The sequence below is a fragment of the Collinsella sp. AM40-7AC genome (genome assembly GCF_003468125.1).
GTDB classification, from domain to species: domain Bacteria; phylum Actinomycetota; class Coriobacteriia; order Coriobacteriales; family Coriobacteriaceae; genus Collinsella; species Collinsella aerofaciens_O.
Genome location: NZ_QSGK01000007.1, coordinates 32,029 through 51,373, shown reverse-complemented (window position 1 = coordinate 51,373; position 19,345 = coordinate 32,029). Strand labels below are relative to the sequence as shown.

General features: G+C 61.4%; 17 protein-coding genes. All 17 read left to right on the top strand.

The features are described from left to right. Positions 1 to 212 precede the first annotated feature (212 nt). The 17 genes from DW892_RS07135 to DW892_RS07055 all read left to right on the top strand — a co-directional run bounded on the left by DW892_RS07135 (position 213) and on the right by DW892_RS07055 (position 19,070). A complete protein-coding gene (locus DW892_RS07135; protein WP_117564273.1) occupies positions 213 to 926 on the top strand; it encodes a ComEA family DNA-binding protein in 714 nt (237 codons plus the stop codon). Next, complete coding sequence (locus tag DW892_RS07130; RefSeq protein ID WP_117766639.1) at positions 923 to 3,226, top strand: DNA internalization-related competence protein ComEC/Rec2; 2,304 nt, start codon at positions 923 to 925, stop codon at positions 3,224 to 3,226. The genes DW892_RS07135 and DW892_RS07130 overlap by 4 nt, the downstream gene beginning before the upstream one ends. A 78-nt stretch (positions 3,227 to 3,304) precedes the next feature. Beyond that, positions 3,305 to 4,267: a DNA polymerase III subunit delta gene (gene holA / locus DW892_RS07125; protein WP_117766637.1), complete on the top strand. Its 963-nt coding sequence runs from the start codon at positions 3,305 to 3,307 to the stop codon at positions 4,265 to 4,267. 133 nt (positions 4,268 to 4,400) lie between these two features. After that, entirely contained in the window at positions 4,401 to 4,667 is a 267-nt protein-coding gene (rpsT, locus tag DW892_RS07120) for a 30S ribosomal protein S20 (protein WP_022094714.1), read from the top strand. Between the two features lie 96 nt (positions 4,668 to 4,763). Then, the gene (gene lepA / locus DW892_RS07115) at positions 4,764 to 6,575 is read left to right on the top strand and encodes a translation elongation factor 4 (RefSeq protein WP_117766635.1); all 1,812 of its coding nucleotides are present in this window, start codon (positions 4,764 to 4,766) and stop codon (positions 6,573 to 6,575) included. A gap of 4 nt (positions 6,576 to 6,579) precedes the next feature. Continuing rightward, positions 6,580 to 7,623, top strand: a complete 1,044-nt coding sequence (gene dusB / locus DW892_RS07110; RefSeq protein ID WP_117766633.1) for a tRNA dihydrouridine synthase DusB — start codon at positions 6,580 to 6,582, stop codon at positions 7,621 to 7,623. A gap of 2 nt (positions 7,624 to 7,625) precedes the next feature. Beyond that, positions 7,626 to 8,858, top strand: coding sequence for a radical SAM family heme chaperone HemW (gene hemW, locus DW892_RS07105; protein WP_117766631.1), 1,233 nt, complete (start codon positions 7,626 to 7,628; stop codon positions 8,856 to 8,858). A 58-nt stretch (positions 8,859 to 8,916) separates the two neighbouring features. Continuing rightward, on the top strand, positions 8,917 to 10,020 hold the full coding sequence (locus DW892_RS07100; protein ID WP_187365004.1) for a DnaJ domain-containing protein: 1,104 nt from the start codon (positions 8,917 to 8,919) through the stop codon (positions 10,018 to 10,020). 81 nt (positions 10,021 to 10,101) lie between these two features. Then, entirely contained in the window at positions 10,102 to 11,250 is a 1,149-nt protein-coding gene (gene dnaJ / locus DW892_RS07095; RefSeq protein WP_117766629.1) for a molecular chaperone DnaJ, read from the top strand. Between the two features lie 9 nt (positions 11,251 to 11,259). Then, positions 11,260 to 12,552 carry a MiaB/RimO family radical SAM methylthiotransferase gene (locus DW892_RS07090; protein WP_117766627.1) on the top strand — a complete coding sequence of 431 codons (1,293 nt, stop codon included), beginning with the start codon at positions 11,260 to 11,262 and terminating at the stop codon, positions 12,550 to 12,552. Beyond that, positions 12,533 to 13,519, top strand: a complete 987-nt coding sequence (locus tag DW892_RS07085; RefSeq protein WP_117766625.1) for a PhoH family protein — start codon at positions 12,533 to 12,535, stop codon at positions 13,517 to 13,519. Before DW892_RS07090 ends, DW892_RS07085 begins: the two co-directional genes overlap by 20 nt. Next, on the top strand, positions 13,516 to 14,025 hold the full coding sequence (gene ybeY, locus DW892_RS07080) for an rRNA maturation RNase YbeY (RefSeq protein WP_055285156.1): 510 nt from the start codon (positions 13,516 to 13,518) through the stop codon (positions 14,023 to 14,025). The genes DW892_RS07085 and ybeY overlap by 4 nt, the downstream gene beginning before the upstream one ends. A 9-nt stretch (positions 14,026 to 14,034) precedes the next feature. Further along, complete coding sequence (locus tag DW892_RS07075) at positions 14,035 to 14,412, top strand: diacylglycerol kinase family protein (RefSeq protein WP_035138512.1); 378 nt, start codon at positions 14,035 to 14,037, stop codon at positions 14,410 to 14,412. A gap of 12 nt (positions 14,413 to 14,424) precedes the next feature. After that, positions 14,425 to 15,492, top strand: coding sequence for a GTPase Era (gene era, locus DW892_RS07070; protein WP_172676295.1), 1,068 nt, complete (start codon positions 14,425 to 14,427; stop codon positions 15,490 to 15,492). A 15-nt stretch (positions 15,493 to 15,507) separates the two neighbouring features. Next, entirely contained in the window at positions 15,508 to 16,257 is a 750-nt protein-coding gene (gene recO, locus DW892_RS07065; RefSeq protein WP_117766623.1) for a DNA repair protein RecO, read from the top strand. A 138-nt stretch (positions 16,258 to 16,395) separates the two neighbouring features. Beyond that, positions 16,396 to 16,674: a 30S ribosomal protein S15 gene (gene rpsO, locus DW892_RS07060; protein ID WP_117766621.1), complete on the top strand. Its 279-nt coding sequence runs from the start codon at positions 16,396 to 16,398 to the stop codon at positions 16,672 to 16,674. Positions 16,675 to 16,823: 149 nt separating this feature from the next. Continuing rightward, a complete protein-coding gene (locus DW892_RS07055; protein ID WP_117583200.1) occupies positions 16,824 to 19,070 on the top strand; it encodes a polyribonucleotide nucleotidyltransferase in 2,247 nt (748 codons plus the stop codon). Positions 19,071 to 19,345 lie beyond the last annotated feature (275 nt).

Genomic DNA, 19,345 nt, shown 5'->3' with positions numbered 1-19,345 from the left:
TTTGTGCATAGACCGACGATGCGCCTGCATCGTCGGTCTTTTGCTATCTGGGCATTTTGCGGCTAAGCGTTCATTTGCTGACGTGTGCCTGAATAAATGGACAGATTTGTGCAAGGTTTTGGTCGGTTTTTGGTTTGACCGCAAAAACCGGTTTTGGGGCGTGGCTGTTGTGGAGCTCCTTTCCTGACACGATGGTGTTGGGAGGTTTTGCCATGGCGCAGCGCGAACAACACGAACGAGTCAAAAAGATGGACCGCTGGGCGGGCAAACTGCTCGGTCATAAGGCAGTGGTGATGGCGATACTGGTCGTCATTGCGATGGCGAGTGGGCTGGCGATGGCGAACCTTGGCGGCGGTGCCGGCGGTGTGTCGTTTGAGCGCACTGATGGTTCGGGCACGTTAGTGGAGCCGGGATCCGGCGATGCTTCGAGCGGAAAGACATCCGAAGGCTCTTCGCCTAAGGCGTCTGCCGCGGCAGAGGTCTATGTCGATGTTGATGGCGCCGTGGTGTCACCCGGTGTATATCGCCTCAAAGACGGGGCGCGGGTGGCTCAGGCGATTGATGCCGCCGGCGGGCTGGCGCCCGAAGCAGACGTTACGGGGCTTAATCGTGCATCCAAGGTCACTGATGGACAAAAAATTCACGTTCCAACGGTAGGGGAGCAGCAGGCGTCCATTGCGGAAGCCGGTGTTGATGGTGGGACTTCCGCATCGTCGGGCGTTAGTGGCGCAACAGGCCTAGTAAACATCAATACGGCAAGCGCAGAAGAGCTGCAGACGCTTTCGGGCATCGGCCCCTCCATGGCCCAGTCGATTATCGATGAGCGGACAAAGAACGGTGCTTTCGCCTCGGTTGACGATCTGATGCGTGTGTCGGGAATCGGCGAGAAGAAGCTTGCCAAAATCAAAGATTGCATCTGCGTATGAGCGCGACCGAGCGCGAGCACGTGATGCCTCCGCGACCCCTGATTCCGTGGACGATGGCCCTGTGTGCCGGCATGTGCGTGAGCTGCGCCTTGGTGCTCAGCATAGCCGCTGATGCGCTGCTGAGGGAGCGGGCGACGGCGGTCGGGCCGCTATGGGCCATTCCCGTTGCGGCAGCGGTTTTCGTTGTGCTGGCTCACTCTTGTGCGCGGCTTGCCCCTTTGAAGCGGTGGCTGTATGCCGCGTCCGTCGGTCTCGTGGCGGGTGCGGTCGTTTCGGCGTGGTGGGCCGTGGGTGCGCTCAACGCCTCGAAGGCGCTCGACGGTCGAGCGGCAAGCGGCCTCGAGTTTGTCGTGCAGGGTGACCCATCCATAAATGACGACGTGTATTCCTATACCTGCGAGGCACGCTCGGACGGTAAGAACTTGGCAACGGTTCGCCTATCGTGTGACCGTGAGTTCAAGGTCGGGGCGCACGTGCGTGTTATCGGTCGCGTGTCACGTTTTGAGAACGATGCGTATGGACGATCGCGCGTGCTTCGAGGCGAGGTGCGCAAGGTTAAAGCCGTTCGGATTGTGTCGGTCGATGAGGGTTCTCCGAGGCCGCTGCTTCGGCTGCGAAATGGGCTGCTTGCGTCCATCGCGCCTGCGACCGACCCGGCGCGTGCGCTCATAGCCGGTGTCGTCTGCGGTCGTTCGGCCGAGCTGCGCGCCCAGCCGGCGGGCGACTGGTTTTCGGTGACGGGAACGGCGCATCTTATCGCCGTCTCGGGCAGCCATTTGGCTATCGTGGGGTTTGTAATCGAGGGTGTATTGCAAAAGACTCGGTGCTCACGTGGTCTTCAGCGGGCGATATTGGCGATAACGCTTGTGGGCTACGCTGCCTTTACGGGCGCGTCTCCCTCGGCCGTGCGCGCGTGCTGCATGGTGTTCGTGACGCTTGTCGTAAACGGCGCGGGGCGTCGTCGGCACGGCCTTTCGGCACTCTTCGTAACCATGTTCATCTTTGTGCTACTGCGGCCGACGGTGCTGTTCGAGATGGGCTTTCAGCTTTCATGCGCCAGCGTCTTAGCCATTCTGTGCTTTTGCCCCTATGCGACCTACGCTTTGGGTGAGCTGGGTGTGCCATCGGGCGTTGCCAGCATGCTTTCCGTCACGCTGTGCTCGCAACTGGCGACACTTCCCATTGCCATTCCTGCCTTCGGTACGTTCTCGCTCATTGCTCCGCTGGCAAATGCGGTCCTCGGTCCGGTGGTGAGCGTACTGCTCGCTGTGTCGATCGTGCTGGTTCCCTTTTCGTTCGTGGCACCGTTGCGGACTTGGGCGCTCGTTGTGCCCATGATTGCCGCCCGTTGCGCGCTGTTCTTCGAGCAGCTGTTTGCCGCCGTGCCGGGTGCATCCGTGAATGTGCCGCCCGATAGCATGTGGATTTACTTAGTGCCGTGTTTTCTGGTGGTTCTGCTGGTCTGGTGGCCGCGTCCCCGTGCACGTCCTATGGCGGTGGGCCTTGTATGCCTAGTGCTTTTGGCTGCGATTCCGTACGTCTACTGGGATCGATTCGCTCCGCCTTCGGTGACGGTGCTCGATGTGGGCCAGGCCGATGCGATTCTTATCCGCCAGGGCGGCGCAGTTGCACTTGTCGACTGCGGACTCGACGAGCGCGTGGTGGCGGCGTTGGTTCGCAATAACGTGCACCATATCGACGCCGTCTTTGTGACGCATTGGGATGAGGACCACTGGGGTGGTCTGCCTGCCGTGCTCGAACAGTTTTCGGTCGGAACGATTGCCGTGGCCGCGGATGCGCTGGAGGATGCTCCTGCCGAGGTATTGAACCGACCTGGCGTGGAGTATCGGCAGGTGCGCCGTGGGGATATGGTCGACATCGGCTCATTTTGCGCCCGCGTGATGTGGCCATTCGAGTCCGTGGATGGCGAGGGAAATGAGGACTCGCTTGTCCTGCTGCTCTCTTATGTTCAGGAAGGCAAGGGCCTGCGCATACTCCTCACCGGTGATGCCGAGCTCGACCAAGAACGGGAATTCGTGCAGGAGGTGGGGGATATCGATGTCCTTAAACTTGGGCATCACGGCTCCAAGGTTTCAGTCGATGGTGAGTTGCTGGACATTCTGAAGCCCGAGCTTTCCCTCGCAAGCGCCGGTGAGGGGAATCGATACGGCCATCCGTCCGATGCCTGCATCGATGCCGTTAAGGAAGCGGGTGGTGTGTTCGCGTGTACCGTCGAACACGGCGACATTACCGTCACACCGACTGCGAATGGCTTTGCGATGCGATGCCAGCGACCGTGACGACGTCGTTGGCGTGTGGTGGGCCCCTGGGCTAGAATGGCACGGAACGAATTCGAAGGCCTGCGGGAGGGGAGCGCAATGTCCGAAACTGGTTTGCTGCCGGCATATCTGATCGTCGGTACCGACGGAGTTAAGCGCGACCACGCCGTCTCGCGTATGAAAGCGCGTCTGGAAAAGTCGGGTATGGTCGAGTTCAACCTCGACGAGCGAGACATGACCAAGGACCCCGATATCGAGTCCATTATCGGATCGCTTAACACCTTTCCGATGGGCAGCGAGTTTCGTCTGGTAATCCTCGATGGCTGCTCAAAGCTTGCCAAGGCGGTCTCGGAGCCGCTCGTTGGGTATCTGGCGAGTCCCAGCCCCACAACGGTCTGCCTCATCATCGCCGACTCACTTGCCAAGAATACGCGCCTGTATAAGGCAATCGCCAAGATCGACAAGAAGGCTATCGTCGATTGCTCGGGTACCAAGCGCTGGGAACTGCCGCGCCGTGTTCAGCAGATGGCGACGCAGCGCGGTAAGTCGATTTCGACGGCGGCCGCCGAGGAGCTCGTCTCGCGTTCGGGCGAAAACACGCGCATGCTCGATAACGACTTGGCTAAGCTTGCCCAGATGGTCGAGTCGCCTCAGATTGAACTTGCCGATGTTGAGCGCTGGATTGTTCGTACGGCCGAGGTTCAACCCTGGGACTTCCTCAACGCCGTCTCGGCTCGCGATATGCGGCGTTCGCTCGAGCTCTTTAAGCTCCTACCCTCCAAGAGCTACGTGTGGACTTACACATTGCTGTGCGGTCGCATTCGCGAGCTTATCGTCGCCAAGGCGCTCGACGCGCGTGGGCAGGGTCGCGAGCTGGCCGCAACGCTCAAGCTCCAGTCCTGGCAGGTCAAGAATCACCTGACCTGGGCACGTCGCTTTTCGATGGCAGAGCTCATCGTAGCGCTCGAGGGTGCCGTTGATGTGGAGCTCGCGCTCAAGGGTTCGGCCGATTCTCAGACGGCGCTTTTGCTCTGGATTACGAACATCTTGAGAAAATCGTGATGATACCTGCCTATTTGACAAATTCGTTCTATCCCTTTGAGGGGGAGCGTGCTATAGTAGGCGCTTGCATGACCTCACCGTGTCTCAGAGGTGTCATACATTTTTTGCAAGGAACTCGAAAGGAACTCCAGAAGTGGCAAACATCAAGTCTCAGAAGAAGCGTATCCGCACCAATGAGGCAGCTCGCATGCGTAACAAGGCTGTCAAGTCCGAGCTCAAGACGCTGACCAAGCACGTCCAGTCCGCCGTCGCCGAGGGCGACGCCGAGAAGGCCCAGGCTGCCCTCAAGACCGTCACCAAGCGTCTCGACATGGCTGCCGCCAAGCATGTTATCCACAAGAACCAGGCTTCCAACCGCAAGTCCGGTCTTGCCAAGCTCGTGAACAGCATCAACGCCTAAGTTGTAAATTTCACACCACACAGATTACGCGCATAAATGGAGCCTGTTTTATGGAACAGGCTCCATTTTTTGTACCGCTCGGGTAAGATAGTTCGCATGAATACTTCAATTGACATTTCCCACATCCGCAACTTCTCGATCGTTGCGCACATCGACCATGGCAAGTCCACGATCAGTGACCGCATCCTCGAGCTCACCCATACCGTCGACGAACGCGACATGGAGTCGCAGCTGCTCGACACCATGGATATCGAGCGCGAGCGCGGCATTACGATCAAGTCCAATGCCGTCCGCGTTTCCTATGACGCCGACGATGGTGAGACGTATCAGTTCAATCTGATCGATACGCCGGGCCACGTTGACTTTACCTACGAGGTCTCGCGTTCTCTGGCCGCCTGCGAGGGCGCGGTGCTCGTCGTCGATGCCACCCAGGGTGTCGAGGCGCAGACCGTCTCCAACGCGACGCTCGCCATGAACGCCAATCTGGACATTGTGCCGGCCATCAACAAGATCGACCTGCCCTCGGCGCATCCCGACGAGGTTAAGACCGAGATCGAGGATGACCTGGCGATCCCTGCCGATGATGCCGTGTGCGTCTCGGGCAAGACCGGCGAGGGCATCCACGATCTGCTGGAGTCCATTGTCTTTTTGATCTCTCCGCCCAAGGGCGATGCGAACGCGCCGCTCAAGGCACTCATCCTGGATTCGTACTTCGACGAGTATCGTGGTGTCGTCGCCACGGTGCGCGTCTTTGATGGTTCCATCAAAAAGGGCGATACCCTGCTTATGATGCAGGTCAAGGGCGACTTTTTGGTCGACGGCGTGGGCGTCAAGCGTCCTGCCGAGACCCCGGTCGACGCGCTGTCGGTCGGCGAGGTCGGATATGTGGTCACGGGTCTGAAGGACCCCGAGGCTGTGCGCGTGGGCGATACCCTTACGTGGGCTTCCAACCCCTGTCCCGAGCCTCTGCCGGGCTACCGCGAGGCCAAGCCCATGGTCTACACGGGCCTGTTCCCGATCGACAACAAGGACTACGAGAACCTGCGCGACGCGCTCGATAAGCTGCACGTCAACGACCCGTCGTTGGTGTGGGAGCCCGAGACCTCGGTGGCGCTCGGCTTTGGCTTTCGCGTGGGCTTCCTGGGCCTGCTGCACATGGAAGTCGTCAAGGAACGCCTGGAGCGCGAGTTCAACCTGGACCTCATTGCCACGAGTCCCTCGGTCGACTATCACGTCTACAAGACCGACGGCGAAATGATCGATGTCCGCAGTCCGCAGGACCTTCCCGAGGCCACGCGCATCGAACGTATCGAGGAACCCTACCTCAAGGCAAAGATCATCTGTCCGCCTGAGTACACGGGTGCCGTCATGCAGCTCGCCATCGAGCACCGCGGCGTCACGACCGACATGATCCACCTGACGAGCAAATCGGTCGAGATGCGCTTCGATATGCCGCTCGCCGAGCTCATCTTGGACTTCTTTGACCAGCTCAAGAGCCGTACCAAGGGCTATGCTTCGCTCGATTACGAGTTCAACGAGTATCGTCCCTCCGAGCTCGTCAAGCTCGACATCCTGCTTTCGGGCGACGAGGTGGACGCGCTGTCGTTTATCGTCCATAAGGACAAGGCATATGGCCTGGCCCGTGGCCTGTGCGACAAGCTCAAGGAGATCATCCCGCGTCAGCTGTTCGAGGTGCCCATCCAGGGTGCTATCGGCAACAAGATCATCGCCCGTTCCACCGTCAAGGCGCGTCGCAAGGACGTTCTTGCTAAGTGCTACGGCGGCGATATCTCGCGTAAGCGCAAGCTGCTCGAGAAGCAGAAAGAGGGCAAGAAGCGTATGAAGGCCATCGGATCGGTCGAGGTCCCGCAGGAGGCGTTTATGGCGATCCTCAAGGTGGACGAGTAGGTCCATGGCGCTTTCTGAATACAGCAAGCGGCTGCTGGGTGCCTATGCCGAGCAGCCGTTCCTTATGGCTCCCATGGCGGGCGTGACCGACCCCGCCTATCGCATCATGTGTCGCCGCCGCGGTGCCAACCTTGCCTACAGCGAGATGGTGAGCGTGGCGGGTCTTGCCTATGCCAGCAACAAGACCTGGCGCCTGGTGCTGCCGGCCGACGAGGAGCAGCAGATTTGCGTGCAGCTCTTTGGCTCCAAGCCCGAGCAGTTTGCGAGCGCCGTCGCCGCCGTCGAGGAGCGCGTTGGCGATCGCCTGTCGCTCATCGATATCAATATGGCATGCCCCGCCCGCAAGGTTGTCACCAAGGGCGAGGGTTCGGCGCTCATGCGCACGCCCGACCTGGCGGAGAAGATCGTCGAGGCCACGGTTGGCGCGGCGCACGTGCCCGTGACCGTCAAGATTCGCAAGGGCTTTTATGCCGAGGACCGCAATACCGCGACATTTGCCCAGATGCTTGAGAGTGCAGGGGCTGCCGCAGTCGCCGTGCATGGTCGTTGCGCCACGCAGCTCTACACGGGCCAGGCCGATTGGTCGGTCGTCGATGAGGTTGCCGACGCTGTCGAGATTCCCGTGATTGGTTCGGGCGATGTGTTCTCGGCCGAGGACGCTGCTGAGCATCTGCACGGCTCGGGTGCCAGCGCGGTGTTTATCGCGCGCGGCATCTACGGCAATCCGTGGGTGTTCGGCGATGCCCGAGCCCTTGCACTCGATGGCACGCCGGTTCCTTCTCGCTCCTCGGTCGAGCGCCTGGAGGCTCTGCGCGAGCACCTGACGTTGACGCACGAGCTTCTGCCGCTCATGTCGCGTGCTCGCACGTACGCAAGCTGGTACTTAAAGGGCATGCCCCATGCCGCCGCCTGGCGCGCTCAGGTGGTGCGTTGCTCTACGTACGAGGAGTTTATGGCGCTGGTCGATGATATCGAGCGCGACGTGGTGGCCTGCGAGGCCGCGTTTGCCGCCGGCGAGTCGGTGCCTGCTCATCCGCTGGAGGCCTAACGGTGGCCGTTACCGCGCTGTACGTGCACGTGCCGTTTTGCGCTCAAAAGTGCCGGTACTGCGACTTTGACTCGCGCAGCTTCGCTGCGTGTGATTTGGATGCCGCGCTTGATTCCTATTTTGAGCAGTTGTATGCGCGCCTCGATTCCTTTAGCGACGCCGGGGCGCTTGCGCAGGTCCGCACGGTCTATACTGGCGGCGGCACGCCATCGCTGGCAGGGGAGCGCCTGGTGGAACTTGCCCGGCGTATCTCCATGTGGTGCAAACCCGTTGAGTTTACTTGCGAAGCCAATCCTGAGTCCCTGACCGCTGAGCTCGCCTCAGCGCTTGCCGAGGCGGGTGTCACGCGCATCTCTCTGGGCGTGCAGACCCTCGACAATACCGAGCTGGCTGCTATTGGCCGCATCCATGATGCCGAACGGGCGCTTGAGGCTATCGCGGCGGTGAAGGATGTTGGGCTCGATGTGTCGTGCGACCTGATGTGCGGCCTTCCCGGGCAGACGGCCGCAAGCTGGCGGAGCACGCTCGATGGCGTGCTGGCGGCGGCGCCGCATCATGTATCGGTGTACCCGCTCACGCTCGAGGAGGGCACACCACTCTATCGCATGGCATGCCGTGACGAGTCGCTCGAGCCCGACGAGGATTTTCAGGCTTCGTGCATGGACGCGGCGCGTGAGCGCCTGAGTGCGGCCGGCTATCATCCGTATGAGGTGGCAAGCTACGCGCTCGACGGCCATGAGTGCGCCCATAACATTGCCTACTGGACCGGACGGGGCTACCTGGGCCTGGGTCGTTCTGCCGCGGGCATGCTCGACGACGAAGATTTCGACCGTCTTGCAGGTTTGTTCCCCGGCGTGTCTGCTCGAGGCGATGCGTACCGCGTGCGTCTGGTGCAACGTGACGATGACGCGACGGCGTTCGAGGCCGAATATCTGTCGCAGCGTGAGGCTGTCGCCGAAGACTTGATGCTCGCTTGTCGCATGACGCGCGGTGTCGCGTCCGACCTGTTGGTTCGCGCGGCTCGTGTCATCCCTGCCGATGAACTGACAGCGGCTTGTGACCGCGCTCTTGAACTTGGGCTTGCCACTTGGGTGCCCGAGCACGGTGATACCCATGCGGGGCCTATCGCCTCTGTCGATGTCATCGCTGGCCGCTCCTGTGCCCGCCTGGCGCCGACACACTTGGGTTGGCTCGATGGAAATGTGCTGTTCGAGCTGTTTTGGGGTCTAGCTTAGGCCGCTCGGGTAGAATGACCGCATTATATACGCTGCTGTGAGCAGGAGGTTGCCGCGCATGGCGACGATGAACGAAAAAGATTACTACGAGATCCTGGGCGTCTCCAAGGACGCCACCTCGCGTGATATACAAAAGGCTTTCCAGCAAAAGGCCCGCAAGCTCCATCCGGACGTCAATAAAGAGCCGGATGCCGAGGAAAAGTTCAAAGAGGTTTCCGAGGCCTACGCCGTGCTTTCGGACGAGCAGAAGCGTGCTCGCTATGACGCCATGCGCTCGGGCAATCCCTTTGCCGGTGCTCCTACGGCTTCGCCCTATGGTGGCGGCTACGCCGGCAGCACGGGTTATGGCAATCCCTTTGAGGGCGGCTTCCCCTTTGGTGGCGCCTGGGGCCAGCAGCGTCGTGGGCAGGCTGCCTACAATCCCGAGAACGGCGCCAACGTGGTCGTCGACATCAAGCTCGACGCCAAGGAGGCCAAGGGCGGTGCCCGTAAGACCGTCCGCTATACGCGTTTTGATACCTGTGGTCACTGTGGCGGCTCGGGCTCCGTCTCGTCCGAGCATGCGCATACCTGCCCGAGCTGCGGCGGTCGCGGCCACATCGATGTCGACCTGTCCTTCCTGTTTGGCGCCGGCACGTTCCAGTCGGTCTGCCCCGAGTGCGGCGGTTCCGGTAAGGTCGTCGCCGACCCCTGTCCCGATTGCGGTGGCAGCGGTCGAACCCGCGTGACCTCCGAGCAGACGATTGAGTTTCCTGCCGGCACGCACGATGGCGACGAGGTTCGTATTGGCGGCATGGGTCACGCCGGCACCAACGGTGCCGCGGGCGGCGACCTGGTCGGCCGTGCCCATGTCGAGGCCGAGCGCCTGGAAGGCAAGGCCCGTACCGGTTTTTACCTGATGGGCATCGTGGCGCCGTTTTTGGTGCTGTCGGCCATCTCGGGCGTGTTCTCGGCCTTTGCCATGATGTGCTTTATTCCGTTTGCCATGGGCCTGTTCATGGTGCTCTCGGACGGCGTGCTTCATCGCAGCCTGCTGTGGTGGAAACGCGGCGCGATGCAGTTTGCCAACGGTTTTGCCAACGGATTTATGTTTGCACTCGTGTCGGTTTGGTTTGCGAGCTGCTCGCAGCGTGCCATGCTTTCGCCGTACGGAATGTACTAACATCAAACCCTCTGTTTGCGGCCGCCCCAGCTTGGGTATAGGACGCACTGTGACAATAATGAAAGTCGGAAGGATTCGGTCGTGTCGGAAAATAGGGATTACTACGAGGTACTTGGCGTCGAAAAGGATGCCGACGCGCGGACGATTAAGCGCGCGTTTCTAAAGAAGGCCCGTACCGTACACCCGGACGTTTCGGACGACCCCGAGGCCGAGGCCAAGTTCAAAGAGCTCAACGAGGCATATTCCGTTCTTTCCGATGAGCAGAAGCGTGCAAACTACGATCGCTTTGGCTCTCCTGACGGCCCCGGTGGCTCTGGCTATGTCGACATTAACGACATCTTTGGCGGCATGGGCATGGACGACCTTTTCTCGTCGTTCTTTGGCGGCGGCGCCGGCGGTGGTGCCCGCGGCCGTCGCGAGCGTCGTCGCGGTCGTGACATGGCCATCTCGCTTTCGGTGACGCTCGAGGAGGCGGCGCTCGGCTGCAAAAAGACTATCAGCTATGACCGCCTTGCTCCTTGCGAGGACTGCAATGGCACCGGTAGGGCAGAGGGCGCACAGGAAAAGCAGTGCGGCCGCTGCCACGGTACGGGCTACGTCACGACGGTTCAGCGTTCGTTCCTGGGCCAGGTTCAGTCTTCCTCGCCTTGCCCCGACTGCCATGGCGAGGGTACGGTTATCGACCATCCCTGCGAGACCTGCGACGGTCAGGGCCGCACGCCTTCGCATGAAAAGATCGACATCGATATTCCCGCCGGCGTTTCGACCGGTCGACAGCTGCGTGTGAGCGGCTTTGGCGAGGCCGGCCTTCGCGGCGAGCCTTCGGGCGACTTGATTGTCAACGTGCGCGTTGCCGACCATGAGCGCTTTAAGCGCAACGGTGACGACTTGTACCTGGTGAGCGATATCTCGATTGCACAGGCTGCGCTCGGCTGCGAGATCGAGGTCGAGGGCATTATGCCCGACGAGGTCGTTAAGGTGACGGTTCCCGCCGGCGCCCAGTACGGCGACACCGTGAGCGTCAATAATTACGGCATGCCGCGCATTGGCGGTGGCGGTTCGCGTGGCCGCCTGATCGTGCAACTGCGCGTGGTCGTTCCCACCAATCTTTCCAATAAGCAGCGCGAGCTGCTCCGTGCTTTTGCCGATGAGATGGGCGATGACGTCGCTTCCGGTAAGAAGTCGGTGACCGACCGTATCAAGAGTGCCCTCGACGATATCCTCGATTAAGGAGCCCGCGTGCTCGCACCCCATATTTCCGTCGTCAACCTCGGCTGCCGTGTCAATCGGGTTGAGTCTGACCGCATCACTGCTGATCTTATGCGCCTGGGCTTTGCTATGGTGGAGCCCCACGATGCCGATCTGATCGTCATTAACACCTGTGCCGTTACGGGCGAGGCCGAGGCCAAGACCCGTAAGGCCGTCCGTCATGCGCTGGCCCATCCAAATGAGCCCTATGTGGTCGTGACCGGATGCGTGGTCAATTTGCATCCCGAGGAGCTGTTGGAGCTTTCGGATCGCGTGATTGCCGAGCCGTCTAAGATCGATGTCGCCGAACGTGTCTGCGATGTGCTGGGCGTTGAGTCCGATAGCGTTCCCGCCTGCAGCGATGGCGACGTGGTCGATGCGCTCGGTCGTTCGCGGCTGGGCGTGAAGATCCAGGATGGCTGCAACCACCGTTGCACCTATTGCATCGTGTGGAAGGCCCGCGGCCCCGAGCGTTCCGTGCCTGTCGAGTCCGTGCTTGAGCAAGTTCGCGAGGCCCAGGAGGCCGGCGTGCCCGAGGTGGTGCTGACTGGTGTGAACCTGGGTGCCTACGATGGCAAGAGCGCGACCGACGAGCATGTCGAAATCGATGAGCTGCTCGAGGCCATCATGGAGCGCACGACTATTGCGCATGTGCGCATTTCCTCGGTCGAACCCATGGATATCTCTGAACGCCTGCTTAAGGTTATGGCGCGCTATCCGCAGCGTATTGCCCCGTTTTTGCACCTGCCTGTACAGTCCGGCTGTACGGCGACGCTGCATCGCATGGGTCGTCCCTATAGTGCCGAGGCCTTTGAGGACACGGTGCGCATGATTCGCGCCATCCTGCCGCAGGCGTCTCTTTCGTGCGACGTCATCGTCGGTTTTCCTGGTGAGACGGACGAGGAGTTCGAGGAGTCGCTGGCGCTGTGCCGCCGCGTGGGGTTCTCGCGTATGCACGTGTTCCGCTATAGCAAGCGTCCCGGCACCCTCGCCGCCGATATGCCCGACCAGGTACCGCCCGAGGTTATGGCCGAGCGCAGCCGCCGTATGCGGGCCGCGGCGCAGGAACTCGCTATCGCCGAAGCTCGTCGTCGCGTGGGCACCGTTGAGCGCGCCGTGCTCGAGTATGGTGACAACCTGACGCTCGGCTCGTTCCATCATGCCCGTCTTGACGATACCTGTGGACTTACAGCCCCGTGCCTGCTCGATGTTGCTATCATCGAAGTCGATGATTCCGGCTTGGTCCATGCGCGCAGGGAGGTTCATGGAAGCCTCGAAGATTAGACTTACCGTTCCCGAGGGGATTGATCCCTCGCGCGTTTTGGGCGCCGGCGACGGCGTCCTTCGTGCGCTCGAGAGCTTGGTTCGCGCCCATGTGGTCGCCCGTGGCGATAGCATCGCCGTGAGCGGTGACCCGGACGAGGTCGAGCTCGTGGCGCGCTTTTTCGAACATGCTTTTCGCGAGGCGGCGGCCGGCCGTGCCCTTTCTGCCGACGATGTCTCGCGTTGCCTGGCCGTCTTACGCGACGGCGAGCATGAGGCCACATCGCTTCGCGATGACGTGCTGCTTTCGTATCGCGGCCGCGTCATTCGCCCCAGGACGCTTGGGCAAAAGCGCTATGTGGATGCCATTCGCTCGCACACCATCACATTTGGCCTGGGTCCAGCCGGTACCGGTAAGACCTATCTGGCCATGGCGCTCGCCGTTGCCGCGCTCAAGCGCCATGAGGTGGGCCGTCTGATCTTGACGCGCCCGGTTGTCGAGGCGGGGGAGAACCTGGGCTTTTTGCCCGGTACCCTCGAGGAAAAGATTGATCCCTACATGCGTCCGCTCTACGATGCCCTTTTTGACATGATGGATCGTGAGCGTACCGACGAGCTTATGGAGCGCGGCGTGATCGAGATTGCGCCGCTCGCCTACATGCGCGGTCGTACGCTGAGCGATGCCTTCGTGGTGCTCGACGAGGCGCAAAATACCACGCCCGAGCAGATGAAGATGTTCCTGACACGCCTGGGCTTCAACTCCAAGTTCGTGATTACCGGCGACTTGAGTCAGCGCGACCTGGTGGGTCGTCGTGGCGGCTTGGCGGATGTCGAGAAGATTTTGGGCCGTGTCGACGATGTGGCATTTTCTCACCTCGAGCGTGCCGACGTGGTGCGTCATGCCCTAGTGGGTTGTATCGTCGAGGCATATGATGCTTATGATGACGTGCGTGAGCAACGCTCACGCGACCGAAAGGAGTCCCGTTGAGTGTATTGATCAGCAACGATGCCGAGCTCGATACGCTGCTCGATGCTCAGGAGGTGGAGCACATCTGCGAGGTTGTGCTTGCCGCCGAGGGCGTTGAGCGTGAAGTCGAGATTTCCCTTTCGTATGTCGACGAGGACGAGATGCACGAGCTCAACCACGAGTGGCGCGGTATCGACCGCACCACCGATGTGCTCTCGTTTGAATGCGACTCGGCCTTTGACGAGGATATTCCCGCCGACGAGACGCTCGAGCTCGGCGATATCATCTTGGCCCCGCAGGTTATTGCCCGTCAGGCCCCCGGTTTTGGCAATAGCTCCGCTGACGAGTGTCGTCTGATGCTCGTACACGGCATGCTGCACTTGCTGGGCTATGACCATATCGAGGACGACGAGGCCGAGGTCATGGAGGCCCGCGAGGACGCCATCCTGCGCGATCTGGCGTTCGAGCGCGGCGAGGACCCCAAGCTAGTCCACGTCGGCCCCATCACCAACCACGCCCACGACTAGGAGCCGTCTATGATTCCCGGATCGAACAAGGACCATCCGTCCTTCTTAAAGTCGTTTTCCTACGCCATGGAGGGCTTCGTTACCGCCGTCAAGACCGAGCGCAACATCAAGGTCATGCTCGTGGCGGGCGTGTGCACCGTCATTGCCGGCTGTATCGTGGGCCTCGACATTGCCGAGTGGGCCACGATTATCATCTGTTGTGGCCTGGTGATTCACGGCGAGCTGTGCAACACCGCTATGGAGGCTATCGTCGACCTAGCGACCCAGGAGCTCCATCCGCTGGCCAAGCGTGCGAAGGACATCGCCGCCGCCTCTGTTTACATTCTTTCCATCACCGCCGCAATTGTGGGCGTGCTGGTATTTGCCCACGCGCTCGGCTTTATTTAGAAAGGGATTCCCATGTCCGACAATATGCAGTCTGCCGATGAGATTTTGGACGACGAGTCCCTGGACGCGGTGGATACCGAGGAGCTCGAGGAAGTCGAGGAGTTCGACCCGTTTGAGGGCATGAGCGATGAGGAGCTCGACGCCCTGTGCGACGAGGACGACAACCTCGCGGGCTTTGGCGACGTGGAGCCCGGTTTCCGCAGCGGCTTTGTGGCCCTGGTCGGTCGTCCCAACGCCGGCAAGTCTACGCTGCTCAACGCCTGCTATGGCAAGAAGGTCGCCATCACTTCGCCGGTGGCCCAGACGACCCGCCGCCGCATGCGCGCCGTCGTCAACCGTCCCGGCTACCAGCTGGTCTTTGTCGATACCCCGGGTATTCATAAGCCCAAGGACGGCCTGGGATCCGAGCTCAACAAGAGCGCGCTGTTCGAGCTGAACGATGTTGATGTCGTCGCGTTTTTGATTGATGCCACCAAACCGATCGGCAGGGGAGACGCCTGGGTTGCCGAGCGCGTCAGATGCGCCCGTTGCAAGAAGGTCCTGGTGCTCACTAAGGCCGATGAGGCCGACCCCGCACAGGTCATGGAGCAGCTCAAGGCAGCCCACGAGCTCATGGAATATGACGACGAGATCGTGACGTCGTCGGTCAAGAACTTCAACGTCGATGCCTTTATCGAGACCGTTGCGCACTTTTTGCCCGAGGGTCCGCGTTGGTTCCCCGAGGATATGGGTACCGACGCTTCCGACGAAACGCTCGTTGCCGAGTTTGTGCGCGAGAAGGTCTTGCGCCGCACCCGTGATGAGATCCCGCACTCCGTTGGCGTGATCTGCGATGCACTCGAGCAGACCAAGAAGGTACTGCGCGTGCACGCCACCATTTACGTCGAGCGCGAGGGCCAAAAGGGCATCATCATCGGCAAGGGCGGCGAGATGATCAAGCATATCGGTATCGACGCCCGTCGCGATCTTGAGCGTATCTTTGGCACGCAGGTCTTTTTGGAGCTGGACGTGAAGGTCAAGGCCGGCTGGCGTGACGACGAGGCCCAGATTCGCCGCTTTGGCTACAACGCCGAGGACTAAGGACGCGCGGCGCGCATGGCAGGCTCCCGGACATATCGCACCAAGGTGCTCGTCCTCGACAAGACGAAGCTTAAAGAGACGGACCTGATCCTGACGATGCTTGACGAGCGGGGTCGGCAGGTTCGTGCCGTGGCAAAGGGCGCCCGCAAACCCGGTGGGCGCCTGGCTGCGCGCTGCGAGCTGTTCTGTACCGTCGATATGCTGCTCGCGCATGGACGGTCGCTCGACGTGGTTTCCCAGGCCGAGCTTATGGAGGCGCCGCTCAGCGCTACGCCCGATTACGAGACGACCTGCGCCGCAAGCGCGATCGCCGAGGTCGCGCGCGTATGCTCGTTCGAGGACGCTGAGGACCCGTTTACCTTTGCCATCACGCAGCGAGCGCTTGCCCTGGCGGGCAGCGGGCTCGACACAGCGCACATGGATCTACTTGTGGCGGCATATGTCTTTAAGCTGCTGTCGCACGTTGGCTATCGACCCGATTTTTCGGCCTGCGTGCTGTGCGGAGACCCCATGCTGTCGTATTTTTCGCCCCAGGCGGGCGGTCTCATGTGCGGGTCGTGCGCATCGAGCGTTCCGGGTGCCGAGCTGGTGTCGACCGGTGAGGTCGCGTGGCTGCGCGCCCTCATGTCGATGACCTTCGATGCGCTTATGGCCGAGAAAATCGACCCGCATACGGCGGCGTTCTTGCTCGGGCTTTCGCATGTTTGGGCCGCCACGCACACCGATCAGCGCCTCCGTGCGATGGAATTCATGTTGGGTCGGTGATGATGCGCAGGCGCGGGCTGCTTGTGGTAACATACCGACCTGTTGGTACCTCGACCTTGGTTGCTCGCTCCACCGGCGGCTTCCCAGTCCGAGGCGAATCGAGTCGCCCGCGGGCGACAAGAAACGAAAGGTGAAACAATGACTGTTTCCAAAGAGCGCAAGGCGGAGCTGACTGCCCAGTTCGGTAACACCCCGGTCGACACCGGCAGCCCCAAGGTTCAGGTCGCCATCCTGTCCGAGCGCATCAAGGAGCTGACCGAGCACATGAAGTCCCACCAGAAGGACTTCCACACCCGTCGTGGCCTGCTCATGCTCGTCGGCCGTCGTCGTCGTCTTCTCTCCTACATCAAGAAGAACGACATCGTCGAGTACCGTGAGCTCATCAAGGCTCTGGGCATCCGCGACAACATCCAGTAGGATTTGTACATGCTAAGAGCGTCCTGCGCAGCGGGGCGCTCTTTTTGTGTAAGGGCGCGAACAATCACGCTCTGAAGCGTGGCGGGGGCAGGGGGCCCGCGTCACATGAGAAGCCCGCAGGCAAGGGGCCTGTGGGGTAAAGGAGAACAATGACACTCGTATCCAAGACCTTTGAGCTGTACGGCAAGACCTACACCTTCGAGTCGGGCGAGCTTGCCAAGCAGGCCACCGGCGCCTGCCTGGTCAAGCAGGGCGATACCACGATGCTCGACACCGTGGTCGTCTCCAAGGAGCGTAAGAACTACGACTTCTTCCCGCTGACCGTCGACTTCAACGAGAAGATGTACGCCGCAGGCCGCATCCCGGGTGGCTACCTCAAGCGTGAGGGCCGTCCCAGCGAGAAGGCCACGCTCACGGCCCGCATGATCGACCGTCCGATTCGCCCGAGCTTCCCGGACGGCTTCCGTAACGAGGTACACATCGTCGCCACCTCGCTCGTCGCCGACCAGGTCAACCCCTTCGATGTCATCAACGTCATGGGTGCATCCCTGGCCATGACGCTCGGCGGCGTGCCCTTCGAGGGCCCGCTTGCCTGCGTGCGCATCGGCCGCAACGTGGAGACCGGCGAGTTTATCGTCAACCCCACCTATGAGGAGCGCGAGAACTCCGATCTGGACCTGGAGCTGGGCGGCTCTGCCGACTTCATCTCGATGGTCGAGGCCGGCGCCGAGGAGATCTCCGAGGACGACATGCTCGCCGCCATGAAGTTTGGCCAGGAGGCCCTTGCTGCTTTCTGCCAGGCTCAGGACGAGTTCGTCGCCGAGTGGGAGCAGGTCAACGGCCCCATCGTCAAGAAGGAGTACCCGCTCGACCAGCCCGTCGAGGAGGTCCAGGAGCGCATCTTCGCCCACTACGACGAGATGGCAGCCGCCCTGCGTGACGCCGACAAGCTCTCCCGTATCGGCAAGGTCGAGGCTCTGAAGGAGTCCATCCGTGCCGAGTTCACCGAGGAGGAGCAGGCCGCTTGGGAGCGCGAGATCCCCGTGGCGCTGAAGAAGCTCGAGAAGAAGGCCATGCGTACCATGGTCGTCGAGACCGGCGAGCGCGTCGACGGTCGTGCCGCCGATGAGATTCGCCCCATCATGGTGAAGGACAACTACCTGCCGCTCGTTCACGGCTCCGGCCTGTTCCAGCGTGGCCAGACCCAGGTGCTCTCCGTCCTGTCGCTCGGCATGCTCAACGAGGGCCAGCGTCTGGATACCATCGAGCCCACCGAGGGCAAGCGCTACATGCACCACTACAACTTCCCTCCGTTCTGCACCGGCGAGACCGGCCGCATGGGCAGCCCCAAGCGCCGCGAGATCGGTCATGGCAATCTGGCCGAGCGCGCTCTGCTTCCGGTGCTTCCCGACGAGAACGAGTTCCCCTACGCCATCCGCGTCGTCTCCGAGGTCATGGAGTCCAACGGCTCCTCTTCGATGGCTTCGACCTGCGGCTCCACGCTCGCCCTTATGGACGGCGGCGTGCCCATTAAGCGCCCGGTCTCCGGTATCGCCATGGGCCTGATCCAGGAGGAGGGCAAGACCGTGGTCCTGTCCGACATCCAGGGTCTCGAGGACTTCCTGGGCGACATGGACTTTAAGGTCACCGGCACCACCGAGGGCATTACCGCCCTGCAGATGGACAACAAGGCCACCGGCCTCACCTTCGACATCCTGGCCCGCGCCCTGCAGCAGGCCAAGGAGGGTCGCGCCTTCATCCTGCAGAAGATGCTCGATGTGATCCCCGAGCCGCGCCACACCACGCGCAGCACCGCTCCGCGCATCGTTTCCATCCAGGTTCCGACCGACAAGATCCGCGACGTCATCGGTTCCGGCGGTAAGGTCATCCGCGGCATCCAGGACGAGACCGGCGCTTCGGTCGACATCCAGGAGGACGGCACCGTCTTTGTCGGCGGCACCGGCGAGTCCGTCGACCAGGCCGTCGAGCGCATCAAGCTCATCATCAAGGTTCCCGAGCCGGGCGAGGAGTACACCGGTCGCGTGGTCTCCATCCAGCCCTTCGGCGCCTTCGTCAACCTGCTGCCCGGTAAGGACGGCCTGCTGCACATCTCCCGCGTCGCCAAGGGCCGCGTGGAGAAGGTCGAGGACGTCCTCAACGTGGGCGACGAGGTCAAGGTCGTCGTCATCGAGGTCGACGATCGTGGCAAGATCTCGCTCGATCGTCTTGACAAGCCCGAGGCCCCGGCTCGCGCCGAGGGTTCCTCTGAGGGCGACGGCGAGCACTTCCAGCGCCGTGAGCGTCCGCGTCGCGAGCGCTCTGAGCGCAGCGACCGTCCGCGCCGTCCCGGCGACAACGGAGGCCGCAAGCCCCGCCGTCACCACGACGCCGAGTAACAGCCGTACATAACCAGCACCGCAAGGGCGACTCCGGACAGGGGTCGCCCTTTTGCTTGCGCCCGGGAGGGCCGCATATGAAGTTTCCTGCTCTACAGTCCTGCGCAAGACGGAAAGCACATTAAGTGCTTTCCTTTGCGTGCGGAACTCGCGATAAACTTCATATGCGGCCCTCCCGGGCGCAAGCAAAAGGACTGGTTAGTGCCGCTCGCTATTTAGTTAGACAGTCTATTCAGTAGTCAGATTTCAGATCTGTAGATAGCCGCAGCAGCATC